General features: G+C 64.5%; 26 protein-coding genes. 13 read left to right on the plus strand and 13 right to left on the minus strand.

The window, feature by feature from the left end; translation table 11 throughout:
* Window positions 1-10: 10 nt before the first annotated feature.
* Both RTY13_RS06110 and RTY13_RS06115 read right to left on the minus strand, forming a co-directional pair.
* Window positions 11-367, minus strand: a complete 357-nt coding sequence (locus tag RTY13_RS06110) for a hypothetical protein (RefSeq protein WP_207826189.1) — start codon at window positions 365-367, stop codon at window positions 11-13.
* A gap of 111 nt (window positions 368-478) precedes the next feature.
* Complete coding sequence (locus tag RTY13_RS06115; RefSeq protein WP_312781908.1) at window positions 479-2,626, minus strand: heavy metal translocating P-type ATPase; 2,148 nt, start codon at window positions 2,624-2,626, stop codon at window positions 479-481.
* Between the two features lie 69 nt (window positions 2,627-2,695).
* Here RTY13_RS06115 and RTY13_RS06120 point away from each other — a divergent pair, with 69 nt between their 5' ends.
* Complete coding sequence (locus RTY13_RS06120; RefSeq protein ID WP_178826578.1) at window positions 2,696-3,118, plus strand: MerR family transcriptional regulator; 423 nt, start codon at window positions 2,696-2,698, stop codon at window positions 3,116-3,118.
* 61 nt (window positions 3,119-3,179) lie between these two features.
* Here the strand turns inward: RTY13_RS06120 and RTY13_RS06125 are convergent, their stop codons facing one another.
* Both RTY13_RS06125 and RTY13_RS06130 read right to left on the minus strand, forming a co-directional pair.
* Window positions 3,180-3,530 carry a DUF3147 family protein gene (locus tag RTY13_RS06125; RefSeq protein ID WP_076222542.1) on the minus strand — a complete coding sequence of 117 codons (351 nt, stop codon included), beginning with the start codon at window positions 3,528-3,530 and terminating at the stop codon, window positions 3,180-3,182.
* A 122-nt stretch (window positions 3,531-3,652) separates the two neighbouring features.
* Window positions 3,653-4,585 (minus strand): HEPN domain-containing protein, encoded by a 933-nt coding sequence (locus tag RTY13_RS06130; RefSeq protein WP_076222544.1) that lies wholly within the window; start codon window positions 4,583-4,585, stop codon window positions 3,653-3,655.
* Window positions 4,586-4,957: 372 nt separating this feature from the next.
* Here RTY13_RS06130 and RTY13_RS06135 point away from each other — a divergent pair, with 372 nt between their 5' ends.
* Window positions 4,958-5,551, plus strand: a complete 594-nt coding sequence (locus RTY13_RS06135; RefSeq protein WP_225910408.1) for a helix-turn-helix transcriptional regulator — start codon at window positions 4,958-4,960, stop codon at window positions 5,549-5,551.
* Complete coding sequence (locus RTY13_RS06140; RefSeq protein WP_076222546.1) at window positions 5,544-6,863, plus strand: HipA domain-containing protein; 1,320 nt, start codon at window positions 5,544-5,546, stop codon at window positions 6,861-6,863. The genes RTY13_RS06135 and RTY13_RS06140 overlap by 8 nt, the downstream gene beginning before the upstream one ends.
* A gap of 48 nt (window positions 6,864-6,911) precedes the next feature.
* Here RTY13_RS06140 and RTY13_RS06145 read toward each other — a convergent pair whose 3' ends face one another.
* On the minus strand, window positions 6,912-7,052 hold the full coding sequence (locus tag RTY13_RS06145; RefSeq protein WP_207826187.1) for a hypothetical protein: 141 nt from the start codon (window positions 7,050-7,052) through the stop codon (window positions 6,912-6,914).
* Window positions 7,053-7,335: 283 nt separating this feature from the next.
* On the minus strand, window positions 7,336-7,998 hold the full coding sequence (locus tag RTY13_RS06150; protein WP_076222548.1) for a methyltransferase family protein: 663 nt from the start codon (window positions 7,996-7,998) through the stop codon (window positions 7,336-7,338).
* Between the two features lie 282 nt (window positions 7,999-8,280).
* Here RTY13_RS06150 and RTY13_RS06155 point away from each other — a divergent pair, with 282 nt between their 5' ends.
* Window positions 8,281-9,504: an MFS transporter gene (locus RTY13_RS06155; protein ID WP_198935242.1), complete on the plus strand. Its 1,224-nt coding sequence runs from the start codon at window positions 8,281-8,283 to the stop codon at window positions 9,502-9,504.
* Window positions 9,505-9,551: 47 nt separating this feature from the next.
* Here the strand turns inward: RTY13_RS06155 and RTY13_RS06160 are convergent, their stop codons facing one another.
* Entirely contained in the window at window positions 9,552-9,986 is a 435-nt protein-coding gene (locus tag RTY13_RS06160) for a CBS domain-containing protein (RefSeq protein WP_076222552.1), read from the minus strand.
* Window positions 9,987-10,268: 282 nt separating this feature from the next.
* Here RTY13_RS06160 and RTY13_RS06165 point away from each other — a divergent pair, with 282 nt between their 5' ends.
* The 5 genes from RTY13_RS06165 to arsH are packed head-to-tail and all read left to right on the plus strand — an operon-like array spanning window position 10,269 to window position 13,302.
* Window positions 10,269-10,604: a metalloregulator ArsR/SmtB family transcription factor gene (locus RTY13_RS06165; RefSeq protein ID WP_312781916.1), complete on the plus strand. Its 336-nt coding sequence runs from the start codon at window positions 10,269-10,271 to the stop codon at window positions 10,602-10,604.
* Window positions 10,605-10,611: 7 nt separating this feature from the next.
* Window positions 10,612-11,034, plus strand: coding sequence for an arsenate reductase (glutaredoxin) (arsC, locus tag RTY13_RS06170; RefSeq protein WP_076222555.1), 423 nt, complete (start codon window positions 10,612-10,614; stop codon window positions 11,032-11,034).
* The gene (gene arsB, locus RTY13_RS06175; RefSeq protein ID WP_207826182.1) at window positions 11,034-12,119 is read left to right on the plus strand and encodes an ACR3 family arsenite efflux transporter; all 1,086 of its coding nucleotides are present in this window, start codon (window positions 11,034-11,036) and stop codon (window positions 12,117-12,119) included. The genes arsC and arsB overlap by 1 nt, the downstream gene beginning before the upstream one ends.
* Window positions 12,119-12,559, plus strand: coding sequence for an arsenic resistance N-acetyltransferase ArsN2 (gene arsN2, locus RTY13_RS06180; protein WP_178826584.1), 441 nt, complete (start codon window positions 12,119-12,121; stop codon window positions 12,557-12,559). The genes arsB and arsN2 overlap by 1 nt, the downstream gene beginning before the upstream one ends.
* Window positions 12,556-13,302 carry an arsenical resistance protein ArsH gene (gene arsH / locus RTY13_RS06185; RefSeq protein ID WP_040345443.1) on the plus strand — a complete coding sequence of 249 codons (747 nt, stop codon included), beginning with the start codon at window positions 12,556-12,558 and terminating at the stop codon, window positions 13,300-13,302. Before arsN2 ends, arsH begins: the two co-directional genes overlap by 4 nt.
* Window positions 13,303-13,491: 189 nt before the next feature.
* Here arsH and RTY13_RS06190 read toward each other — a convergent pair whose 3' ends face one another.
* From RTY13_RS06190 to RTY13_RS06215, 6 genes are all read right to left on the minus strand, one after another.
* Window positions 13,492-14,541, minus strand: a complete 1,050-nt coding sequence (locus RTY13_RS06190; protein WP_003164995.1) for a macro domain-containing protein — start codon at window positions 14,539-14,541, stop codon at window positions 13,492-13,494.
* A gap of 10 nt (window positions 14,542-14,551) precedes the next feature.
* Window positions 14,552-15,154: a DUF4433 domain-containing protein gene (locus tag RTY13_RS06195; protein WP_081461864.1), complete on the minus strand. Its 603-nt coding sequence runs from the start codon at window positions 15,152-15,154 to the stop codon at window positions 14,552-14,554.
* A gap of 281 nt (window positions 15,155-15,435) precedes the next feature.
* Window positions 15,436-16,704, minus strand: coding sequence for a Swt1 family HEPN domain-containing protein (locus RTY13_RS06200; RefSeq protein WP_178826586.1), 1,269 nt, complete (start codon window positions 16,702-16,704; stop codon window positions 15,436-15,438).
* Between the two features lie 688 nt (window positions 16,705-17,392).
* On the minus strand, window positions 17,393-17,794 hold the full coding sequence (locus tag RTY13_RS06205) for a RadC family protein (protein WP_306424861.1): 402 nt from the start codon (window positions 17,792-17,794) through the stop codon (window positions 17,393-17,395).
* Window positions 17,791-18,078, minus strand: coding sequence for a hypothetical protein (locus RTY13_RS06210; protein WP_003165000.1), 288 nt, complete (start codon window positions 18,076-18,078; stop codon window positions 17,791-17,793). Before RTY13_RS06210 ends, RTY13_RS06205 begins: the two co-directional genes overlap by 4 nt.
* A 139-nt stretch (window positions 18,079-18,217) precedes the next feature.
* Window positions 18,218-18,835 (minus strand): cation transporter, encoded by a 618-nt coding sequence (locus tag RTY13_RS06215; RefSeq protein WP_003165001.1) that lies wholly within the window; start codon window positions 18,833-18,835, stop codon window positions 18,218-18,220.
* 397 nt (window positions 18,836-19,232) lie between these two features.
* On the opposite strand from RTY13_RS06215, the gene lspA reads away from it, so the two are divergent.
* From lspA to RTY13_RS06235, 4 genes are all read left to right on the plus strand, one after another.
* Entirely contained in the window at window positions 19,233-19,760 is a 528-nt protein-coding gene (lspA, locus tag RTY13_RS06220) for a signal peptidase II (RefSeq protein ID WP_312781924.1), read from the plus strand.
* On the plus strand, window positions 19,757-20,299 hold the full coding sequence (locus RTY13_RS06225) for an MAPEG family protein (protein ID WP_312065363.1): 543 nt from the start codon (window positions 19,757-19,759) through the stop codon (window positions 20,297-20,299). The genes lspA and RTY13_RS06225 overlap by 4 nt, the downstream gene beginning before the upstream one ends.
* Before the next feature lie 66 nt (window positions 20,300-20,365).
* Window positions 20,366-20,800 (plus strand): helix-turn-helix domain-containing protein, encoded by a 435-nt coding sequence (locus RTY13_RS06230; RefSeq protein ID WP_312781926.1) that lies wholly within the window; start codon window positions 20,366-20,368, stop codon window positions 20,798-20,800.
* Window positions 20,801-20,857: 57 nt separating this feature from the next.
* Window positions 20,858-22,792, plus strand: coding sequence for a cytochrome c/FTR1 family iron permease (locus RTY13_RS06235; protein ID WP_312781928.1), 1,935 nt, complete (start codon window positions 20,858-20,860; stop codon window positions 22,790-22,792).
* The last annotated feature ends 141 nt before the right edge of the window (window positions 22,793-22,933 follow it).

A 22,933-nucleotide genomic window follows, 5' to 3' on the forward strand; every position in this document is an offset into this window, starting at 1 on the left:
GGCATTCGAGTCAGACTCTGGGTGGGCGGTCCGGGCCGGCCGGCGTTCGGGACGCCATCTGGTCGCACTTCGGCGCCTTGGGGCCGCCAGTCTTGTCCAGCTTGGCCGGAACAGCGATCGACAAAGGCTGTATGCCGGTTGAGCCGTGGTGACAGTGACCATGGGCGCAGCCGCCGTGTTTTAGGTCGCCGCCCTTGCCCTGTTCCTGGTTCTGCTCGGGCGAGGCCGAAAAGGATGAGGCCGCGGCATCAGCCTGGGCTTCCGGCGCGCAGGTCGCCGCCTCCGCGGCCGGCAGGAAACCGAACACGACGATGATGAGCGCAAGAAGCGCCCCCGCCAGAAGTGTCCTGTTCGACCATTCAAACATGATCACTTCCTAGCACAACGCAGGCGAGCGGCAAACGAGAACGAGGCATCAAACGCCGCAAGCCCAGCCTTGTTTCAGGACCGATCGTCGACGGACGTGAAACGTCGCGGGTCACCTCGGCTTCCATCGCAGCAAACGCATGGCGTTGGCGGTCACCAGCACGGTCGCCCCGGTATCGGCGAGGATAGCCGGCCACAGACCGGTGACGCCGATCAAGGTCGTGACCAGGAAGACGGCCTTCAGGCCCAGGGAGATGGTGATGTTCTGACGGATGTTGCCCATCACCCCGTTCGACAGGACGATCATGTCGGGAATGTCCTGGACCCGACCGTGCAGCACCGCCGCGTCAGCCGTCTCAAGAGCCACGTCGGCGCCGCCGCCCATGGCGATGCCGATGTCGGCGGCGGCGAGTGCTGGCGCGTCATTGATGCCGTCGCCGACCTTGGCGACGACAAGACCTTGGGCCTGGAGTTCCTTGACGATCCTCTGCTTGTCCTGCGGCAGCAGTTCCGCGCGCGCTTCGACGCCGAGGCCGCTGGCGACCGCCTCGGCGGTGCGCTGGTTGTCCCCCGTCAGCATGACAGAGCGAACCCCCATGGCCTTCAGACGAGCCAAGCCCGCCGCTGCGTCGGACCGCGCCTCGTCCCTTATGGCCAGGAAGCCCACGACCCGGCCGTCGATCACGACGACCGAAACGGTCTTGCCCTGCGCATTGAAGCGCGCGACCGCCTCATCCTGAGACGCAGAGAGCAAAGTCCGCCGCGCGGCGGCCTGAGGCGAGCCCAGGAAGACCTCTTCGCCCCCCACGGTCCCTTCCACGCCCTCCCCCGCGATCGCCCGGGCCGCCGAAGCGGGCAGGATGGACACGCCCTCGGCCTTGGCGCGATTGAGTATGGCCACGGCCAGGGGGTGGCTCGATCCGGTTTCCAGCGCCGCCGCCAGCGCGAGCATCTCGGCTTCCGGACGTGCGCCGGCCACGATGTCGGTCACCAGCGGCTTGCCGGACGTCAGCGTTCCCGTCTTGTCGAAGGCGACGGCGGTGATCTTGCCGAGGGTTTCGAGCACGGCCCCGCCCTTCATCAGCAGCCCCCGCCGTGCGCCGGCGGACAAACCTGCAGCGATGGCCGCCGGCGTCGAGATCACCAGGGAACAGGGACAGCCGATCAGCAGGATCGCCAGGCCCTTGTAAATCCATTCGCCCCACCCTGCCCCGAACACGAGCGGCGGCACGGTCGCGACCAGGGCGCCGACGACGAGAACCAGGGGCGTATAGATCTTCGAGAAGCGGTCGATGAAACGCTCGGTCGGCGACTTGGATTCCTGCGCCTCCTCCACCAGACGCACGACCCGCGCAATGGTGTTGTCGGCGGCGGCCGCGGTGACCCTGACGCGCAGGACGCCGCCTACATTGATGGTCCCGGCGTAGACAGGGTCGCCGACCATTTTCCGCTTGGGAACGCTCTCCCCCGTCACCGGGGCTTCATCGATTTCGCCTTCGCCTTCAACGATGTCCCCATCCGCCGGTACGCGGTCGCCGGGCCTCACCAGGATGACAACGCCGACCGCCAGGCCTTCAGCCGGAACTTCGCTGACCTGACCATTGACCTCGACAAGGGCGGTCTTGGGGACCAGGTCGGTCAACCCCTGGATGCTCTTGCGAGCACGGCCTGCAGCGACGCCCTCCAGCATTTCACCGACCAGGAAGAGAAGGACGACGACCGCCGCCTCTTCCTGAGCCCCGATGAACACGGCCCCGACCGCAGCGATCGTCATCAGCATCTCGATCGAGAACGGCGACCCGAACCGGGCGGCGGTGATCGCACGCCAGCCGACCGGGACAAGACCGACCGCCAGGGCGACCAGAAAGGCCTCGCGTTCGACGGCGGGGAACAGGTAGCCCAAGACATAGGCTGCGATCAGGGCGACGCCGCAGGCCGCCGTCAGCTTGGCCTTTCGGGTCCACCACCACGGCCCCTTCGCCGCAGGCGGGTTGTCGGCGGGAGAGACGATCTCCGATCCCGTCGTCGAGGTCGGCGGAGCGAGCGTCTCGACGCCGTAACCCAGATTGCGGACCTGTCGCATCGCATCGTCCCCAGCGAAATCGGGGCCGTGCTGAATCTTCAGGACGCCGGAGGAGACCGCCACCGCAACATCGATGACGCCCGGAAGTTTGCGCACCGCCGTATCGACCTTGGAGCCGCAGCTTGAGCAATCCATGCCGGTCACGCGATATCGGGTTTCCAGGGTTTCCGCCGCCACGAGCGTGCTCCTTGTTTCAAACTCCAGCCGACGCTACTTCCTCTAGCGACTAGAGGAGCAAGCGGTAAAATGAACCAGGGCGTGACGATCGGCCAGGCGTCGAAGGAATGCGGGATCAAGGCGCCGACGATCCGCTACTATGAACAGATCCAGCTCCTGCCTTCGCCCCCCCGCACGGAAGGCAACCGGCGCCTCTATGACGACGGCGATCTGCGTCGTCTGCGGTTCATTCGACACGCGCGTGAACTCGGTTTCGAGATCGAACCGATCCGCGAGCTTCTGGCGCTGGCCGGTGATCCGAGCCGCCCCTGCCACTCGGCTGACACCATCGCCCGGTCCCACCTCGCCGATATCGACCACAAGATCGCGCGCCTCACCGCCTTGAGAGCCGAGGTCGCCCGCATGACGCAATGCGTCCAGGATACATCTTCAAAATGCCGGGTCATCGAGGCCCTCGGCGACCATGGCAACTGCCTGCACGACAGACACTAGGATCCTGAGGACGGGCCTGCTCCCGACCGAGCCGACCTCGAATCCGCCCCTGCCTTTCGCCCTACAACTGAAGCCCGAAGCGCGACGCGACCAAGGTCATCACCACGTAGAGAACGATGGTCAGGGCGCATCCAGCCGCCAACGCGATCCAGAATGACACTCCCTGCCGCAGGAGGGCCGGGATCAGAAGGAACATCGGCAGCGACGGCAGGACATACCAGAAGGTCGCTTCGGCGTGAGCCGCCATGTTCCCGGCGTCCGGTCTGTCCCGCCATAGCCAGATCATGCCTAGAACTGAAACAAGCGGCAGGGAGGCCACCAGGGCGCCGAACCCGGGATAGCGCTTGGCCAGCGTCGAGACAGCGGCGATCAGAAGGCCCGAGATCGTGGCTTTGAGGACGAAATACAACATGAGGCGACCCTGCGCCTCAGCGGCCAAGGTTCGCAATGGGGTCGGTCACCGACGTATCCAGAACTGAGCGCCCGGACAGGCGGAGAAGGTCACCGTCGCCCGCTCGCGCCATGGAGATGAGGTCAGGCCCCGGCCTCCGCGTCCCGCGCGAGCTCCGCGATCCGCTCATTGCTGGCTGCGGCGACCAGGTTTCGGAGCCGGACCACGGATTCGAACTGGAGCGCCAAGTCCTCAGCATTGACGTCGTACTCGTCGGAATAGCGCGCTTCGACATAGGCGCGCTTCAGAAGCTCAAAGCGCCGTCTGTCGGCACGCTCCTCCCTCGGCCAAGCGCCGGTCAGTCGCTTGTCGGTGTCCTCAGCCAACGACCGGAGGAACTTGATGTTGTGGGAGCGCGGAAAGTAGAAGGTGTGAACCAGCAGGAAGCAGACGTAGGCACGTTCAACCGCCTGATGGAGTGAAAATGCAGCATCCCTTCTCCACCCGAGATCGGATTCATTCGCCAGTTGCCCCTTGGCGGTCTCCAGGGACCTGTCGACGCTCCCAATCCACTTTGCGAAATGCCGCTGGGCGGCGTCGCATGCTTCCATGGCCGTCATCGGCTTCGGCTGAGCGAATGGATGTCCCGGCAACTCATACAGCACCACGCCGTCGCGCAGGATGTCGGTCCAGAAATACTCGCCCCGGGTCAGGGCCTGGTTCACCTCGGCCATGGTGTGGACGATGATGTTGACCGTCCGCCCCACGGCGGGGTCGCGCAGGATCTTGTCCTCGGCGACGTACCAATAGTCGGCGATGTCGGTCAGCTTTTCGTGGCTGACGATCACCAGCAGATCGAAGTCGGACAGGTAGCCGTTGTCGGGTTCGTCGACCCAGTCGGTGCGGGCGTAGGAGCCAAACAGGATGATCTTCAGCACCCGGCCGTCGCGCCGCCAAGACTGGGTGCCCCCGCCCCCGCTCTTTATTGCGGCGTCGAACTCGGTCAGCAGGGTCGTACGAACGCGCTCCAGCTCGCGCTGCTGTTTGGCCGGCAGATGGTCGAGATCAGCCCGCATGGAACTGCCCGTCCTGCGATCGGAGCGTCGTCGGATCGATCATGCCTGCCAGGTTCGTTCGCATCCGCGCCTCAAATCACTTCTGCAAAAGCCTACCTCGCCGCCACGCCAAGCGCCACAATGAGGGAGGGTGTCCGCCGGGCTGTTAAGAACACGAGAGCTCGCGCGCCGACGCCTTTAGCTTTCGCCTGGACATAGCGACGGCCATCCGAGCGGACAGGCTACTGTCACCGGAACGGCGTCCCTAGGCAAGCAAAACACTCCCATCAGCTTCGCGTCACACTCAGGAGCAAGATGTGATCCCGATCGGGATCATGCCTTTGCATTCCGACGCCCCACGCTCTATATGTGTTCCCGTACGGGAATTTGACCATGAGCAAGACCAGACCGCCCCAGCTCCCCGTCGGCCTCGCCGCCGCCTCAACGGAGGCGCGCTCGCGAGTGGGCGGCCTGTCCAGCCCCGGAAAATTAGGCAAGACCTCGCGCCTTGTTCGATACCCCACCCAGTCGAACGCGCTCAGAGCCCTGCTGGACGACACCGGCGCCCGCGAGATGAGGATCACCTTCAAAGCTCGGGCGGGGCAAATGCTCAAGCCAGGCGTTTCTCGCGTGGAAAAGCCCTCCCCTTCGGAAAGGTCAAAGCCATCAGCCGGCGCCGTTGCGCTGATCCTGAGCGCCCTGAAGTCGTCCGGACTGGAAAGCCCACCCGCGGGCGGCGCCGCCCGGCCGCTGCCGCCCCGGATCGAACCCATACCGCTGCTTGACGGCGCCGCCCTCGGGAACCTCGTTCGCACAAAGCGCCTGGCGCTCAAGCTCACCCAGCAGCAGTTGGCTGAACACGCTGGCGTCGGTCGCCGGTTCGTCAGCGAACTGGAAGCCGGAAAGCCCACGATCGAACTCGGCAAGGCGCTGGCCGCCTGTCAGGCGCTCGGCCTCACGCTGACAGCGCAGGACTCTCATGGCTGAAGACGTCCTCGCCGTCTGGATGGACGGCTTTCCCACCCCGGCGGGGCGGCTCGCAAGAACCGCACATGGCGACACGGCCTTCCTCTATGACGCCGACTATGTCGCCGCCGGCGGCGCCCCCCTGTCTCTCTCCCTGCCGGTCGAGGACGAAGCATTCGGCGACGTGGAGACACGCGCCTTTTTCGCCAACCTGCTGCCGGAAAATACGCAGCTGCAGCGGATCATGGAGCGCGAAGCGCTGGCCCGCGACGATGTAGTAGGCCTCCTGAAGCATCTGGGCGTGGATTGCGCCGGCAGCGTCTCCTGCCTCCCGCTGGATATGCCGCCGATCAAGAGTCCCGGCGTCCTCGCCGAGGACTATGAACCCCTCGACGACAGCTCCCTGCTGAAGATCGTCAAATCGCTACGCGACGAGCGGCGGCTTCCAACGGAGGTCACAGACCCGTCTCCGGTCGCCGGCGTGCAAAGCAAGGTCGCCGTCACCCTCCTGCCCAATGGCGCCTTCGCCCTGCCCAGATACGGGTCGCGCGTGCCCACGACCCATATCCTGAAGGTGCCGGCGCGCCGCGACGCGCGGGACGCACGTTATGAAGAGGCCGCCGCCATTCTGGCCTCGGCCGCTGGCCTGGATGTCTCCGTGCCTACCGCGATCCGGATCGGCGATGTCGACGCCTTGCTGATCGAGAGGTTCGACCGCCACGTCGCCGACGGGGTCGTCACCCGAATCCATCAGGAGGATTTCGCCCAGGCGCTAGGCCTGCCTTCAGAGCTCAAGTACCAGAGACGGGGTCAACCCGGCCGCTGGTTCGACGTCAGCGCCGCCATCTCGGTCCTGGACCAGACGCGCGACCCCGCCGCCAGCCGCCTCGCCTTCCTCAGAACCACCATCTTCAATCTCTGCATCGGCAATACGGACAATCACGCCAAGAACCACGCCATCCTTTACGATGCGCCTGGCGCCCCTCGCTTCGCCCCCCTCTATGACCTTCTGCCCATTCGGCTAAGCCGGCACTTCACCCATGAGCTGGCTTTCCAGATTGGCGCGGCGAAGCATTTCGACGAGATGACGGGCGAGGACCTGAACGCCTTCTTCGTAGAAATGGGCGTCGAAGAAGCCGATTTCGACCTGCTGCTCGAGGGCGAGATCACCCCCATGATCGTGGCTCTCGAGAAGGCCTCGCCCCGGCTGAAATCGGCGGGACTGAAATCCTTCAACGACCTCCTTGGACGGGAGATGGAAGAACTGACGGAACGATTGGAACTCGCCACCCCTGTCGAGGCCCGAGACTATTTTCCGGCCGAAGGCGTCTGATCGGAACACATTCGCGTCAGGCCATGCGGGGCTCGGCCGCAGCCGAACCTATCTCGATGGCGTCCGCAGGTACTTCACCAGCGCCGCGATCCCCAGCACAGCCAGCACGACGGCGAGGAGCCATTGGACGCCCATCGCCAGCATCATCATGCCGCCCATGCCGCTCATCATGTTCATGCAGTTCATCATTGCTCGCGTCCTGACATTCTGTCGGCGGGGACCAGTCCAACCGGCCGTTTAAATCTAAGCGTCTGATCCCATTCAGGGCGCCCATCGCCCTGGTCGGAATCGGGTTGAGAAGCAGCCGTTCAGTGAGGGCCTATTCTTTGCGTTTCGGGTCGGGGTCGATCTTACGCTTCGGAGCGTCCGTCTTCCCTCGGCGAAGGCTCCTCACGATCATGGGCGCCACGCAGCAGATGAACAGCATCAAGGCTATGATGGTTATAACGAAGTTCTGATCCATGACTGGCTCCTAGGTGGCCTTTCCTCCCGGCCCGGGTGAAGCGATCCATCGAATCAACGAGCGCCATGCGGCGACCCTCGGAATGAACATCGGCGTCTGGCTGCAATATCGCCTGTAGTCATCGCCGTACTGGCTGAGCAGTTGGCGCTCCTCGCTCCTGGCGAGCCATGCGTAGGCGATGACAATCACCGGAAAGGCCGCAAGGGAGAAGACGGTGGGCCAGTGGATCACCCCCTCGCCCAGGATCGCAATGAACAGTCCGGAGTATTGGGGGTGCCGCATATAGGCGTATGCGCCCTGCGTAACGAGCCGACCCTCCCTGACCCCCGCGTGCAGTTGCCGCCAGGCGACAATGATCAGCATGATCCCAAGGGCCGCAACGCCGTATCCCACGATCATCGACACGTACATGATCTCGGGAACGCCGGTCAGGTAAACCCAAAGATTTCCGCGCCAAAGCCCACCTCCCGCCTCGAGACCGAAGACACGGGTGATCACGTACAGGGTGAGCGGAAACCCATACATCTCGGCGTAGAAGGCGATGAGAAAGGCCTGGAGGACACCAGCGCGCGTCCATTCTCTCCACGTGCGGGGCGCGAGGTAGTGGTAAAGAAGCCAGGAGACGACGGCGATCGATATCGCCGCTACTCCCCAATAGGTACGGTCAGGCATCAGGCGCACCTTTCTGCTCGGACCTGCTCAATGATCAGCAATACCTGATCATCAAGGTTTGGTTTCAAGGGAACCCGTCTACGAGGCCATCGTTCCGCTGGCCGCCTCTCGCGGACCCCCGCCTCAAGGGCGGCGACCACACTAAATCCGTCGATCGTCCAGGACAGACTCAGGATTCACATCATACCCAGAGGGCGCGCATTGCCGCACATAAATACCGTAGCCGCCGAATAGGCGACGTTGGTCGGGCTCGAGAGGCCCTTCAGCGCGGGAAGGATGTTGATGATCGGTCGAGGTTTGCGAGCGGTCCCTCGCGGCGTCTGGGCTTTGGGGTTCGTATCCCTGTTCATGGACATCTCCTCGGAGATGATTCACAGCCTGCTGCCCGTCTTCCTCGTCACCACCCTGGGCGCCAGCGTTGCCCTGGTCGGCGTGATCGAAGGCGTGTCCGAAGCCAGCGCATCCATCACCAAGGTCTTCTCCGGCTGGCTCAGCGACCGGTTGGGCAACCGCAAACTGCTGGCGGTTCTCGGCTATGGCCTCGGCGCCGTGTCCAAGCCCTTCTTCCCCCTGGCGGTCACGCCGTTCGAGGTGCTGGGCGCCCGTTTCGCCGATCGGATCGGCAAGGGCGTGAGAGGGGCCCCACGCGATGCGCTCGTGGCTGACATTACGGAGCCCGGGACCCGAGGGGCCGCGTTCGGGCTTCGTCAGTCGCTGGACACGATCGGCGCCTTCATGGGTCCTGTGATCGCCATTCTGCTCATGCTGGCCCTGGCCGGAAACATTCGCGCCGTGTTCGCCTGGGCCGTCGTCCCGGGCGTCATCGCCGTGCTTCTGCTCGTGTTCGGCGTCGAGGAGCCGAAGAAGCATGGCGAGGCCAGGGCTGCTCGCTCGCCCATCCGATGGAGCGAGGTCAGGGCCATGGGGCGACCCTTCTGGTCGGTCGTGGCCGTCGGCGTCGTGTTCACCATGGCTCGGTTCAGTGAAGCCTTCCTGGTTCTGAGGGCTCAGGACGTCGGCCTCACCATGGCCCTGGTTCCCGCCGTGATGATCGTCATGAATGTGGTCTATGCCGCCGTGGCCGCGCCCGTCGGGGCCTTGTCCGACCATCTGGATCGGAGAATGCTGCTGGTCCTGGGCCTGGGCGTTCTGGTGCTGGCCGACCTGGCCCTGGCGTTCGCTACCTCAATTGGAGTCGTCCTGATCGGGGTGCTGCTCTGGGGGCTCCACATGGGCATGACCCAGGGGCTGCTGGCCGCCTTGATCGCCGACACGGCCCCCGCTCGACTGCGGGGAACCGCCTTCGGCGTTTTCAATCTCGCGACCGGCGTCGCCTTGCTGGCGGCGAGCAGCCTGGCAGGCGGCCTTTGGTCCCTGGCAGGGCCGCAGGCGGCCTTCCTGTCCGGCGCCGTCTTCAGTCTTGTCGCCATGATCGGCCTGGCGTCGCTTCATATGCGAGCGAGGCGATCAAAACCTCCTCCCTCCCAACGCCTGCCGGGCGCCTGAGCAAGGGGGAAGGGCGGTGCGTCCGAGAAGCAACGGGACCGGAGCGTTCAATGTTGACTGTGACGCGCACTCGGTTCGGTCACCCCCGCCAGCGCTGCGGCGGCCTGAGAGCCGTTTCCCCCGGCCTGGCTGATGTCGCCCAGGGATATGACCCCCACAAGGCGTTTGCTTCGACTAAGGACAGGGAGCCGGCGGACTTGCTGGGCGCCCATCTGGGAGGCGACGTCGTCGAGGCTCTCGTCGTCAAAACAATAGAGGACCTCGGCGCTCATGATATCCCGTACAGGCGTGTTCGGACCCCGATCTTCCGCAACCCCGCGAACCGCCAGATCCCGATCCGTGATCATCCCTACCAGGCGATCATTCTCACCGACCGGCAGGAAGCCGGCGTCAATCTTCTTCATCATCCGCGCGGCGTCGGCCATGGTGTCGCCTGGCGCGCAGACCTGCACGTCCGTGCTCATGCATTCGTTGACTTTCATCACCCGGCTCCTTGTCGATCGCCTTGCCTCGCTTCGGGAACAGCCCCCGAGCGCAAGGGACGATCAGTGCTTTTTCCCTTGGCGCAGTCTCGACCCACCCACGCCCGGGAGGGCGTCAAATCTGATGGTCGGAACCACAGTCCTCGGAAGGCCTGAGGACCACATTGAAACCGACCAGACCTGCCTCAGGTTCCGGCGCCATGCAGCCTTCCCGCCAATGTCGTGGCCGCAGTACGCTGACGCGGGACTTGCACGCCTCATTAATTCTATTATCTTGGAATTATGGAATCAGAACCCGCCATCCTCGCTCTGGCCGCCCTGGCGCAGCCGACGCGCCTTGAGACCTTCCGCCTGCTGGTCCGGCACGAACCCGAAGGCCTGCCCGCCGGCGAGATCGCGGACGCCCTCGCGGTGCCGGCCAACACCATGTCAGCGCACCTCGGGGTTCTGTCCCGCGCCGGACTGATCAGTTCGGAGCGCCGCAGCCGCTCGATCATCTACCGGGCCGGCCTCGATCGCCTTCAGGCGCTGGTCCTGTTTCTGCTGAAGGATTGCTGCCAGGGCCGCGCCGAATTGTGCGAGCCGCTGCTGGCCGAACTCTCACCCTGCCGCGCCTGAGGTCATCATGGACGTCGTCATCTATCACAATCCCGCCTGCGGGACGTCGCGCAACACCCTGGCCCTCATCCGCCACGCCGGGATCGAACCGCACGTCGTCGAGTATCTGAAGACGCCGCCCAGCCGCGCCATGATCCTGGGGCTGGTCGAGCGCATGGGCGTCCCGCTGCGCAGCCTGCTGCGCGAGAAGGGTACGCCCTTCGCTGAACTTGGGTTGGGTGATCCCGCCTTGACGGACGATCAACTGCTGGACGCCATCGAAGCCCATCCGGTTCTGCTGAACCGTCCCATCGTCGTGTCCCCACTGGGCGTGAAGCTGTGCCGGCCGTCCGAGGCGGTTCTCGACCTTCTGCCGCCGGAAGGGCTCAAGCCCTTCACCAAGGAGGACGGCGAAGTCGTCATCGACGCCGAGGGCCGGAGGGTCCGCTGATGGTCGAGGCCGTCATCACTGATCAACCGAAGCGCCGCCTGGCCTTCCTCGACCGCTGGCTAACGCTGTGGATTTTCGTCGCCATGGCGCTGGGTGTGCTGCTGGGTACGGTCGTGCCGGCGCTGCCCGGCTGGATCGACGGCCTGTCGGTCGGGACGACCAATATCCCGATCGCCGTCGGCCTGATCCTGATGATGTATCCGCCGCTGGCGCGGGTAAAGTACGAGGAACTGCCGCGCGTCTTCGCCGACAAGCGCGTGCTTGCCCTGTCCCTGTTCCAGAACTGGGTGCTGGGGCCGGTGCTGATGTTCGCCCTGGCGGTGATCTTCCTGCGCGATCAACCGGAATACATGACCGGCGTCATCCTGATCGGCCTGGCCCGCTGCATCGCCATGGTGCTGGTCTGGAACCAGTTAGCGCGCGGCGACAACCAGTATGTGGCGGGCCTGGTCGCCTTCAACTCGATCTTCCAGATCGCCTTCTTCAGCCTCTACGCCTGGCTGTTCCTGACCGTGCTGCCCCCCCTGTTCGGGCTGGAGAGCAGCGTGGTCGACGTCAGCGTCTGGACCATCGCCGGCGCCGTCCTGGTCTATCTGGGTCTGCCCTTCCTCGGCGGCTTCCTGACCCGGCGCACCCTGGTCGCGAGGAAGGGGAGCGATTGGTACGAGACGCGCTTCCTGCCGCGCATCGCCCCGATCACCCTGATCGCCCTGCTCTTCACCATCGTCGCCATGTTCAGCCTGAAGGGCGGCGACGTGGTCGCCCTGCCGCTGGACGCCCTACGCATCGCCGTCCCGCTGACGATCTACTTCTTCGTCATGTTCGTGGTCAGCTTCCTGATGGGGCGGCTGATCGAGGCGGACTATCCGCGCACCACGGCCCTGGCCTTCACCGCCGCCTCCAATAATTTCGAACTGGCGATCGCCGTCGCCATCGCCGCCTTCGGCCTGGCCTCGCCAGTGGCTTTCGCCGCCGTCATCGGTCCGCTGGTCGAGGTGCCGGTGTTGATCCTGCTGGTGTCGGTCGCCCTGTGGCTGGGCCGCCGCTACTTCCCCGACACCGCCCCGAAGAAGGACGCCTGCTGATGGCCTTCAACGGCGTGGCTTTGTCCGCCCCCACTCCCGACCTGACCGCAGCGCTGGAGACCGCGGGACTGCCGACAGATGATCTCCGCGAACCCGGCCGCAGCTTCTACCGCTTCGAGGACGATGCCGGACTGATTGGCTACGGCGGGCTTGAGCAGGTCGGCTCCGACGCCCTGATCCGCTCCATCGTTGTCATCGACGACCGTCGCGGCGAAGGCCACGGCTCAGCAATCCTGTCCTGGCTGGAAACTATGGGGGCCGAGCAGAATGCGTTCGCCCTCTACCTGCTCACGACCTCGGCGACCGCCTTCTTCCAGCGGCACGGCTACACCGCCCTTCCCCGTTCGGCGGCGCCGCCCGCCATAGCCGCCTCCCGGCAGTTCAGCACCCTGTGCCCGGCCTCGGCGACTTTCATGTTCAAGGAGTTGCGCCCCCAATGACCCGCCTTCGCGTCCTGCCCGATCCCGACCACATGCCCGCGCTCGACCCGGCCTACCTGTCCAGCCAGCCGGCGCTCGGCCTCGGCCCGAACGACCATCCGCCCCGCATCCTGCTGCTCTACGGCTCACTGCGGGATCGGTCCTTTTCCCGACTGTGCGTTGAGGAGGCCGCGCGCCTGCTGCGCTTCATGGGCTGCGAGACACGCATCTTCGATCCGTCCGACCTGCCGCTGACCGACCAGGTCGACCACGACGACCACCCCGCCGTCCATGAACTGCGCGAACACGCCCTGTGGTCGGAAGGCATGGTCTGGAGCAGCCCGGAGCGCCACGGCCAGATTTCGGGGATCATGAAGCTCCAGATCGACCACCTGCCGTTGAACATGGGCGGCATGCGCCCGACCCAGGGCCGCACCCTGGCCGTCATGCAGGTCTCCGGCGGCTCTCAGAGTTTCAACGCGGTCAACACCCTGCGCCTGCTGGGCCGGTGGATGAGGATGATCACCATCCCCAACCAGTCCAGCGTCGCCAAGGCCTTCATGGAGTTCGACGACAACGGCCGCATGAAGCCCTCCAGCTACTACGACCGCATCGTCGACGTGATGGAGGAGCTGGTGCGCTTCACCGTCCTGACCCGCGTCCACGCCGGTCAGTTGGTCGACCGCTACTCTGAGCGGAAGGCTTCGGGCGTGCCAATCGATGCGGCCAACGACCTGTCCGCGATCGCCATCAGGACCGCTTAGCGCCAGCATACGCGCCCCCGAGGCCGAGGCTTCGCCACGTCGGCAGACCGTCGCCAACTGTGGCGACGAAGACAAAATCCGGCGCCGTCATCGAAGAACTAGGTTCGAGCTAAAGCAGACGACCCGTTGCGCCCGCTATTTGACGAACCGACTCCGATCCGCTGCCACGGATCGGAGTCCCGTCCTGGCTCAGGCGGCGTGCGCCCGGTTCGCCCAACCATTCCGCTGGAGATGATCGAGCGCCGTGCGGATGTGAGGCTCTCGCATCACAGCGGCCTTCCGAGAATTCCAGGCGTGCACAGCCTGAACCACGCGATCCGGGTCGCCGGACGCTTCGGCGTCATGAACCAGGACCCAGTGGACGGTAGACAGGAGTTCGAGACCGTAGGGGGTCTCGAAACCCGCGATGAGCTCGGCCACGCGGTCGAGACGATCCCGGGCGGCTTCATCGCCGGCGAGGTAGGCCTCGGCTTCCCTACGGCCGCCTTCCAGTACAGCGATCTCCGCCGCTTGGCTGCGATCGCCGTACCCTCGAATGAAGTGCCCCTCGATCCGCTGAAGCACGTGATTGAGATTCTCGGCGTAGGGGCCGTACTGGTACTTCTGGAAGCCCAGCTTGAGATCCTCGCCCGCCGCTTGCAGGAAGTAGGTCAGCTTCTGCACCTCAAGGAGGCTATGGCGGTAACCCGCTGCCCCATAGAGACCCAGAAGCGTCAGCACGAGCGCTCGTCCACGGCTCATGTTGGGGCGGGTCGTACCCACTCTCATCTCATCGACTTTCGGCGCTGCTCCAGGAGCGAAGAGCCGAACATCCACTTCATTGAGGTCGCCCAGGGCGCGGCGGATCACAGGCTCAACCTCAGCCCAGTCCAGACCGCCGTTGCCGCATCCGAGCGGCGGCACGGCGATCGAGCGAATTCCATTCTCGAGGATCACTCGCTTCAGATCCTCAAGGCCGGTCTCGATGTCGGACAGGCGGGATTTCGCCTTCCAGTGACCCTTGGTCGGAAAGTTGATGATCCAGCGCGGATTGATCATGCTTCCGGTATCGAAGACGAACATCTCGCCCAGACGTACTTCGCCCGCGTCGCAGGCGCGCCGGTACGCATCATAGTTGCGGGGGAAGGCCTGCTTGAACTGCAGGGCGATACCCTTGCCCATCACCCCGACGCAGTTGACCGTATTAATGACGGCCTCGGCGCCGGACTGGAGCAGGTCGCCTTTCGAGAAGGTGATCATCGTCGGCTCCCTAGTAGTACCAGGCGGATTTTTCCACCACTTTCATTCTAACGCCTCGGCGCTCCAGAAGAGCCTCGACTTCGGCTTTGCGAGCCGCGGACTGCACCGCCAAGCCGCTGAGAAGCGTAACCGGGAATGCGTCCCGCACGAGAAACTCGGCCTGCTTGCGGCGTTTGCGGTCGCCGTCCTCCAGCGTATCAGCCCATTGTCGACTGCCGACCACATCCCAGTCGACCTCCCCCAGCCGCCCCAGATCGTCAAAGAAGCTGGAGTAGGTCATGATTCCGTGACCGTCGGTAAACGCGAAGCCCAGGCCGGCTTCCACGACCTTCTGGGCGGTCGACACCAGGTGCACCAGCGCGCCCTGCCCTCCCTCGCACGGCACGTTGCCACGATGGATGGTGTAGAGCATCGGGCTGCGCGTCGTGAAATAGAAGGGCACGTAATCGTGCAGACAGCCGCCAGGACCGCACGGGACCTGCCGCGCTGCACGCTGCGCCTGGATCGAGCTGTAGGCGATATTGTTATACCGCGCGTCAGCAGCCTGCAGGCGTGCGGTAGAACTCAAGGCGCCCTTTGCGAGAATCTCGTCAAGGTTGCCGATGTGGGTCATGTGAATGATCGGCGTCGGCTGAGGAACGTTTCCAGGCATGCTCCTTCAATCGATCAACCGCCCTCCATTGTCCAGCCAAGCTGCAGGACCGCTACGGCTCTGATCAACCTAGAACCGAAACGGGAACATTTCAAGAACACCATTCCCAGCAACTTCGGAAACGACGCTCGATCAGGATCAACAAACCGCCACCGCACATCAAGCTGAGCCGCATGACCGGCAGCCCGCTTCGAACATTGCTTCGTCGCAACGAGTTCCGCCGTTCGGACTGAACCGGCCTGTCACGCCTTACGGATGGCTCGTAGAATCCGACGCGTTTCTACGGTGAGCAACATCTCGTCGTCCTGGGTAATCATTCGCGCATGCATGGTGGCGATTCTCACCGGATAAAGCCGCTGAAAGGATTCCTGAATATCCGTGGACCTGTTGAAGACCGGAGCGAAGACGGTTTTCCAGTTCTGCTTCTTCTCAATGATCGCTCGGTAATCCGTAAAGTCCGCGAACTCGATCAGAGGCTTGATCGCTCCGGTCGCCTTGGCGTCCGTCGCCTGCTTCTGACGCCAATTGTCGCTTGTGCCTTCCGGCGCCTGGGTGATGCACCAGTCGGGACCGAAGGCCTCGGTCATCCGCTCGTCGATGAAACGGCGCAACGCCACCTCAAAGCGTTGCAGCTGGTCAAACGCCGATCGATTTCTTGCAAACGAAGCTTCCAACGTTTCGTCCGCATCGGCCTCGTCGTCATCAAGATCTTCGGACGAGTCCAGGTCCAGACCCGCATGATGCATGCCCTCGACGAAGGCGCCGCGTGGAAAAGCGGTCAGGTCAGGACTGTAGCCTTTGTCATAGTAGAGAGCAGTACGCGCCACGGGATCCATCAGGACATCCACCGTAGGCATGACCACCTCACGCCAGTCGCCTAAAGCCGGCCTGAGCAGGTCGCCTATATCCGCACCGAACGGATCCGAGTGACGCAGCACTGCGCCGATGGTCTGCATCTCCATCATGCCGAGCACGGAGTGATCGAGCATGGCGTCGTTGAGCCAGGGCCTGGTCATGGACGTCATGGCCGCCATGATTTGCCCCGGCTTGTCATGGAACAACATCGATTGGCCCTGCAGGGCGTCGACCTGTTCCTGATAGAGCCGCGCGGTCTCCATTGCCGATGGTAGCCGGAAAGCTTCTTCCCAGCGCTGATGGAGGCTCGCAGCTTCCACGGCGAGCTCACTGATGCTCCTGCCGTGGAGGCCCGCGGCTTCCCGGGCGAGAGCATCGGCTCGCTGCATCTCCTGCATCAAGAGCTCAGAGCCTGTCGGCATCCGCTGGAAAAGGTCGAGAGCGAGGTTGCGGTGCTGGTCGGGAGACAGGAAGCCCGCCGCGCGCGCCTCAATATCCGCCCGATCCCTCATCAGGCTCATCACGTCCAGTTCGGCGGCGGCCCGAACGATTGAACGTTCATAGGCGCCCAGGTTGGCGCCCACTTCAGTTAGCGGATTCATGAGCCGGCTGAGTTCACGCTCTCGCTCAATCAGGTCGCGGAGTGGGTCGGACATGGCAGCTCCAGATGAGACCTGTTGAGAATGTAGCTCTGACATGGTTCGAGCCGGACGTCGCCACATCGGCGCAGGGCAAGCTGATCCCTAGGGGGTGCAGCGTTCACTGAAGCAGCCCGACTTGATCAGAATCAGATCCCGCCGAGCGACCAGAGCTCTGGCAATCGCTAGTGCAGCTCCGACAGAAAATCGCGGATCGTAGGGGCCAACGCCTCTGCGAACCCTTCGGCCGTCTCTATGTCCTCGGACATCGAGATAGGCGAGAGGCGTCCGTTTGGGACCAAGGCGGCCACACGAGCCGCCAGCTCGGGCGGATGCGGTCCCTTCCGATGGCGGCTGCAGCAGCTACGCTGGCGGCGTTGGAGCGAGGGATAGCGTCTTCCACCATCGCTCGGATGACGGGCGCAAGGGAAGGCAGGATCGCCGCCTCGCAAGCGTGGCTGGACGCCCTGGCTATTCAGACGCCCCCAGGGATCAATGAAGCCGAGCCCCTGCAGATGCTCACGGACCGCACGCCAGTCCGCCGCTCCGAAGCCGTGGATCACGACCCGGTCGCCGTCGAGGAGAAGGGAGACGGACCGGTCGGCGCGGCTGTGGCCCGGGGCCGGCACATTGGCGCTTCGCCCGCCGGAATGGATGTCCCCGCCCAGGGCGGCGACGATGAGCCGGAGCGACATGACGCGGGGCCTCAGATGAGACCGAGGGCGCGAAAGCTCTGTTCGCCCTCCCGGCCGACCACGACATGATCATGGACCTGGATGTCGAAAACCCGGGCGGCCTCGATGACCCGGCGGGTCATCTCGATGTCCGCGCGCGAGGGTGTCGGATCGCCCGAGGGATGATTATGGACGAGGATCATGGCCGAGGCGGACAACTCCAGCGCACGCCGCACCACTTCCCGGACGTAGACAGGGGCATGATCCACGGTGCCGTCCGCCCGATGCTCCTCGCGCATCAGGATGTTGCGCTTGTCGAGGTAGAGCACGCGAAACTGCTCCCGGGGCTCGTGGGCCAGCGCCCCCCGGACATAGGCCAGCAAGGCCGTCCAGGACGAGATCGAAGGCCGCGCGCAGACATCGGATCTAATCAAATGAACGCAAACCTGTCGCAGCAGCTTGAGAGGTCCGCGACGGCGGCGACGTCCAGGCCGGGCGTTCGGGCCAGCTCTGACGCGTCCGCTGCGACAACCGCGGCCAGGGCGCCGAAGCGATCCAGGAGATCCCCGGCGAGACGATGAGGGTTGGTCGGAAGCGAAGCCCGCTTGAGCATCAAGGCCAACAAGGTTCGCTCATCCATCAACTCGATGGCCGGGAGGCCGGCGCCTGCAGCAAGGGCGCGGGCGTGTTCAAGGTCGGGTTTGGGGATCGATCGCATCGCGAACTCCTCGGTCGCTATCCGCCTCCTCATGGGAAGTCGACCGAAACCCGCCCTCCCCAATCCTTGAATTGCGCCGCAAATGATGGGCCGGCTGACTGGATCGGCTCACTCTCCGCCCATGGATTGCCTCTTGACGCTAGCCGCCCCGGGACGCTCCGTCAGAGGCCCTTTGTATGTTGATCTTTCGGGCGCCTTCGAGAATCTCGAGACCGCCCTTCGCGGCGATTCCGGCGACGATGACGCCGACCACCAGGTCAGGCCAGGACTGCTTCAACCACAGGACCAGGGCGCCGGCGACGAGGATGCCCCCGTTTGAGGCGAAATCGTTGAAGCTGAAGGTCTCGGCGGCGCGCAGGTTTACATCGTCGCCCTTCAAGCCGCGCAGTAGCTTTAGGCAGATCAGGTTGACCACCGCTGCGACGACGGCCAAACCGATCATGGTCCAGCCAATAGGCTCCGTTCCTAGCCACCATCGGCGGCCGGCGTCGATCAGAACGCCTGCGGCGAAGATCAGCAACAGCACACCCGAGGTTCTCGCGGCGCGCAGCTTCCAGGCGAGAGCGCGGCCAACCGCCAGAAAGCTGATCAAATAGACAAGGCTGTCGGAGGCGTTATCCAGCGCATTGGCGAGCAAGGCGCTGGAGTTGGCCAGCAATCCGCCGAGCCCGAGCCCGACGAACAACAGACCGTTCAGGATCAGCACGATCATCAGCGTTCGTCTCTGACGGTCATGCTCAGCGTTCGATGTCTTCATGGACGCCCTCCTGTTCCGGGCTCGGCCGCCCACGTTGACTAGTTTCGGAAAACAGCGCGCATTGGCAGGCAGTGGTGAACATTGGAGCCGTCATTGAAACACGGTCTTGCCAGACTGCCCATGCGACGATCTTGAGATCCGAACGGCCGCTCGTCCAGACCGACGAGCCCAAGCGACGAAACCGGCCGCAAGGCCCCACCGGATCCCACGACGCGCAGCCGCCGGCATTGCCTGGTCAGATCCCAACGCCAAAGCCACCACATCAGCCTCAAACGCACCTTTCCTTCAGCCAGCCCCGGATTGAGAAAAGCGTCTGCCCTGCCCCTGCGGCAGGGGCTTGATCCTCCAGTAGCTAGAGGATGCATAAGTCGTCGCATCAACAGGAGAACTCACGATCATGGTGTTCACGGAGCGCCGAGGCGCCAGGGTGCTGAACGTCCGCGCGATGGCTATCGGCCTCGCCGTGACGGTCATTGTTGTGGACCAGGCCACCAAGGCCATGGCCCGCGGGAACCTTGAGGATGCGGTCAATGTGACATCCTTCATCGCGCTTCGCCTCGGGTTCAACCCAGGGGTCACCTTTGGCCTTTTCGCCGGCTCCGGGGACATGGGGCGCTGGGTTTTGAGTATCGTCTCGCTGCTGATCATCGCCGTGCTGTCGATCTGGGCCTGGCGAACACGCAGACCTCTTCTTGCCGCCGGCCTGAGCCTTATGGTCGGCGGCGCGCTCGGGAACCTGCTGGATCGCCTGCGTTTCGGGCACGTGACCGATTTCATAGATCTTCACTGGGGCGATATGCACTGGCCCACTTTCAACCTTGCCGATGCGGCGATCGTCTGCGGCATCGGCTTGCTTCTGTTGGCTTCGCGAAGCGGGGCCGAACCCGAGACGTCGTCCCCCACGATCGAACCCACCGTTCGATGACCGGGACTGCCGAAAAGAAGTCCATCGGCGTTCGCTCCGTCCTGGCTTTAGGCGTGACCGCAGCCAGCCTTTCGGCTACCTGGCTGTGGCTTCCTCCCGCGCTATTCGGCGCCGAAACCGATATGGCGACGGCCGATCGCCTGGCTTACGCCCTCAAGTGGGAGTTGCCGGTGCTCGTGTGGCTCGCCGGCTGCCTGCGGCTTGTCGCCAGCATTCGGTATCGGTCGGATGAGGACCGGCCAGGCGCCGCCTACGGCCCGCCCAGCGCTCGGCTCGCCGTGCCTGCGGCCGTGTTGCAGAATTCCCTTGAGCAGACCGTCCTGGCCGTCGGCGCACATCTGATCCTCGCCGTTGTTTTGCGAGGCGAGGAGTTGATCCTGATCCCCGCTCTGGTGACGCTTTATCTCCTCGGTCGTGTGATGTTCGCGATCGGCTACGCCAAGGGCGCCGCCGCACGCGCTTTCGGCATGGCGCTTACCGGCGCCTCGACGCTTGCCGCCATGGCCATCGCCATCGTCCTGTTGTTTCTCGGCCGGTAGCATCCGTACGCGCTTCCTGCCCGTCTTTCCGCCCCAGTCTCTAGGACCTCGACCCATGTTTGAGCGATGACACGCCCCTCGCCCACTTCGTCCGGACCTCGCAGCATCGGCAAACTCGCCGCCGCCACCGGCATAAAAATTCCGACGATCAGATTCTACGAGCAGATCGGATTGGTGCCGGCGCCGCCCCGAACCGCCAGCGACCGCCGGATGTATGACGATGACGCCGAACAAAGGCTGACCTTCATCCGGCATGCACGCCAACTTGGCTTCGACCTGGATTCGATCCGGTCCCTGCTGGATCTCTCCGATCATCCCGACCGCGCCTGCGACGAAGCCAACACCATAGCCGAACGTCATCTCGCCGAAGTGACGCAGAAGATCACCCAGTTGCAGGCCCTCCGGCGCGCGCTTTCGCGCATGACCGCTGAATGCGCGGGCGGACGGGTCTCGGCTTGCAAGGTGATTGAGGCCCTGCACGATCATTCGGCTTCACAATAAACCACGACACACGCGCTGTTCGAGTGCTAATGCGAGCGGCTCACAACTAGGTTTCCGATGCGCCCTCTGCTCAGCCTGTTCGTCCTCCTGCTCACCCTTGGCATGACCGCCCCCGCGCTGGCCCAGACGGCTTCGGCCTCGGAGGCCCAGGTCGCGTGGCGGCTGCTCGACTACGTCGGGGTCGACTACGCCGGTGCGGTGGAGAACGGCCAGGTGACCAATCCCGCCGAATATGGAGAGATGGTCGAATTCAGCAGCCAGATTCTGACCCGCCTGGAAGCTCTGCCCTCCACGTCGTCCAAGGCCGATCTGGTTCGGGACGCCGTCGCCCTTCAAGACGCTATCCGGAACAAGAGCGATCCGCGCACCGTCGCCGGCCAGGCCAAAACCCTGGCCGGTGCGGTCCTGGCGGCCTATCCAAGCCCGCTGGCGCCGTCATTTCCGCCCGACCTGGCCAAGGGGGCCGCCCTCTACGACGCGCAATGCGCTGTCTGCCACGGCGCCACAGGGCGCGCCGACGGCGCGGGCGCGCAGGGGCTCGATCCCGCTCCAATTGCATTCGCGGACGTCGAGCGCGCCCGCCAACGCAGCGTCTTCGGCCTATACCAGGTGATCGACCAGGGGCTCGACGGCACGGCGATGGCCAGCTTTTCCCATCTGCCGGCCGAGGACCGCTGGGCCCTGGCCTTCTATGTCGGCCGTTTCGCCTTCACTGACGCCGAAGCAGTCGAAGGCCGGCGTCTTTGGGAGAGCGACCCGGCGATCCGCGCCGCCTACCCGGATCTGGCTGCCGTCACGCAGGCGACGCCGGCGGAGCTGGCGGCCCGCATCGGCGAGACGAAGGCGCGGGCGGTGACGGCCTATCTGCGCCGCCACCCGGAGGCGGCGGTTCGCCCCAAGGGATCGACCCTCACCCTGGCTCGGACGCGTCTGGCGGAGAGTGAAGCAGCCTATCGTCGGGGAGACCGAAAGGCCGCCACCGACCTGGCGCTGTCGGCCTATCTCGACGGCGTCGAGCCGGTCGAGCCGGCGCTTGGCGCGCGAGACACCGCCCTTCTACGTCGCATCGAGACGGCAATGACCGATCTCCGCGTGTCGATCAGCAAGGGCGCGGCAGAGACGAAGGTCGCGGACCGGATCGCTCGTCTGAACGCCCTGTTCGACACCGCCGAGCGGGCCCTGGCGCCTCAGAAGGCGGACAATCTCGCCAGCTTCATCGGCGCCTTCACGATACTGCTTCGCGAAGGACTGGAGGCGCTGCTCATTGTGGTGGCGATGATTGCCTTCCTCAGGAAAGCCGACCGGCCTGAGGTGTTGCGTTACGTCCACGGAGGATGGGTGGCGGCTCTGGTCGCCGGCGGCGCCACCTGGGCGGCTGCGACCTTCTTCATCTCCATCAGCGGGGCCAGCCGAGAGCTCACTGAAGGGTTTGGCTCGCTTCTGGCGGCGGTCGTGCTCGTTTCCGTCGGAATCTGGATGCACGGCAAGTCGCATGCCGACGCCTGGCAGACCTATATTCGCGACAAGCTCTCCAAGGCGCTCTCGAAGCGATCGGCATGGTTCCTCTTCCTGTTGGCCTTCGTCGTGGTCTACCGGGAGGTCTTCGAGACGATCCTGTTCTATGCGGCGATCTGGAGCCAGGGCGGCCATGTCGGCATGCTGGCCGGCGCGCTTACCGCAGTGGCGATCCTGGCGTTCGCGGCCTGGGCGCTGCTCGCCTACAGCAAACATCTGCCGATCGGTCGGTTCTTCTCACTGAGCTCAATCCTCATGGCCGTCCTGTCGGTCGTTCTTGTCGGGAAAGGCGTGGCGGCGCTTCAGGAAGCGGGTTGGCTCGATGTCCACCCGATCACCTGGGCGCCGCGTATCGAGATTTTGGGCATCTACCCCACCGTGGAAGGCGTCGGGGTCCAGCTTCTAACGCTCGTCGTGCTGGCAATCGGGTTTGCGCGTACCTCCGGTTCGAAACGGCAGGGCTCGGCCAAGGCCTAGCTGGTCATCTCCGATTGTATCGAACCATCCAGGCCGGAGGCTTCACTCTGGGGCGGAATGCGAGCCCCGGGCCAGGGCCGAAACCCCATCAAGGCTCAGAGTATCGGTCAGGTCTCTGCCGGTCCGCATCGACAAGGACAG

The sequence above is a fragment of the Brevundimonas sp. genome, from assembly GCF_032055285.1.
Lineage (GTDB): Bacteria > Pseudomonadota > Alphaproteobacteria > Caulobacterales > Caulobacteraceae > Brevundimonas.

What these genes read in the sequence shown, in the direction of transcription:
- RTY13_RS06110 (WP_207826189.1), bottom strand. Translation starts at nt 367, where the DNA reads ATGTTTGAATGGTCGAACAGGACACTTCTGGCGGGGGCGCTTCTTGCG.
- RTY13_RS06120 (WP_178826578.1), top strand. Translation starts at nt 2,696, where the DNA reads ATGAACCAGGGCGTGACGATCGGCCAGGCGTCGAAGGAATGCGGGATC.
- RTY13_RS06125 (WP_076222542.1), bottom strand. Translation starts at nt 3,530, where the DNA reads ATGTTGTATTTCGTCCTCAAAGCCACGATCTCGGGCCTTCTGATCGCC.
- RTY13_RS06130 (WP_076222544.1), bottom strand. Translation starts at nt 4,585, where the DNA reads ATGCGGGCTGATCTCGACCATCTGCCGGCCAAACAGCAGCGCGAGCTG.
- RTY13_RS06135 (WP_225910408.1), top strand. Translation starts at nt 4,958, where the DNA reads ATGAGCAAGACCAGACCGCCCCAGCTCCCCGTCGGCCTCGCCGCCGCC.
- RTY13_RS06140 (WP_076222546.1), top strand. Translation starts at nt 5,544, where the DNA reads ATGGCTGAAGACGTCCTCGCCGTCTGGATGGACGGCTTTCCCACCCCG.
- RTY13_RS06145 (WP_207826187.1), bottom strand. Translation starts at nt 7,052, where the DNA reads ATGATGAACTGCATGAACATGATGAGCGGCATGGGCGGCATGATGATG.
- RTY13_RS06150 (WP_076222548.1), bottom strand. Translation starts at nt 7,998, where the DNA reads ATGCCTGACCGTACCTATTGGGGAGTAGCGGCGATATCGATCGCCGTC.
- RTY13_RS06155 (WP_198935242.1), top strand. Translation starts at nt 8,281, where the DNA reads ATGATCGGTCGAGGTTTGCGAGCGGTCCCTCGCGGCGTCTGGGCTTTG.
- RTY13_RS06160 (WP_076222552.1), bottom strand. Translation starts at nt 9,986, where the DNA reads ATGAAAGTCAACGAATGCATGAGCACGGACGTGCAGGTCTGCGCGCCA.
- RTY13_RS06165 (WP_312781916.1), top strand. Translation starts at nt 10,269, where the DNA reads ATGGAATCAGAACCCGCCATCCTCGCTCTGGCCGCCCTGGCGCAGCCG.
- arsC (WP_076222555.1), top strand. Translation starts at nt 10,612, where the DNA reads ATGGACGTCGTCATCTATCACAATCCCGCCTGCGGGACGTCGCGCAAC.
- arsB (WP_207826182.1), top strand. Translation starts at nt 11,034, where the DNA reads ATGGTCGAGGCCGTCATCACTGATCAACCGAAGCGCCGCCTGGCCTTC.
- arsN2 (WP_178826584.1), top strand. Translation starts at nt 12,119, where the DNA reads ATGGCCTTCAACGGCGTGGCTTTGTCCGCCCCCACTCCCGACCTGACC.
- arsH (WP_040345443.1), top strand. Translation starts at nt 12,556, where the DNA reads ATGACCCGCCTTCGCGTCCTGCCCGATCCCGACCACATGCCCGCGCTC.
- RTY13_RS06190 (WP_003164995.1), bottom strand. Translation starts at nt 14,541, where the DNA reads ATGATCACCTTCTCGAAAGGCGACCTGCTCCAGTCCGGCGCCGAGGCC.
- RTY13_RS06195 (WP_081461864.1), bottom strand. Translation starts at nt 15,154, where the DNA reads ATGACCCACATCGGCAACCTTGACGAGATTCTCGCAAAGGGCGCCTTG.
- RTY13_RS06200 (WP_178826586.1), bottom strand. Translation starts at nt 16,704, where the DNA reads ATGTCCGACCCACTCCGCGACCTGATTGAGCGAGAGCGTGAACTCAGC.
- RTY13_RS06210 (WP_003165000.1), bottom strand. Translation starts at nt 18,078, where the DNA reads ATGCGATCGATCCCCAAACCCGACCTTGAACACGCCCGCGCCCTTGCT.
- RTY13_RS06215 (WP_003165001.1), bottom strand. Translation starts at nt 18,835, where the DNA reads ATGAAGACATCGAACGCTGAGCATGACCGTCAGAGACGAACGCTGATG.
- lspA (WP_312781924.1), top strand. Translation starts at nt 19,233, where the DNA reads ATGGTGTTCACGGAGCGCCGAGGCGCCAGGGTGCTGAACGTCCGCGCG.
- RTY13_RS06225 (WP_312065363.1), top strand. Translation starts at nt 19,757, where the DNA reads ATGACCGGGACTGCCGAAAAGAAGTCCATCGGCGTTCGCTCCGTCCTG.
- RTY13_RS06230 (WP_312781926.1), top strand. Translation starts at nt 20,366, where the DNA reads ATGACACGCCCCTCGCCCACTTCGTCCGGACCTCGCAGCATCGGCAAA.
- RTY13_RS06235 (WP_312781928.1), top strand. Translation starts at nt 20,858, where the DNA reads ATGCGCCCTCTGCTCAGCCTGTTCGTCCTCCTGCTCACCCTTGGCATG.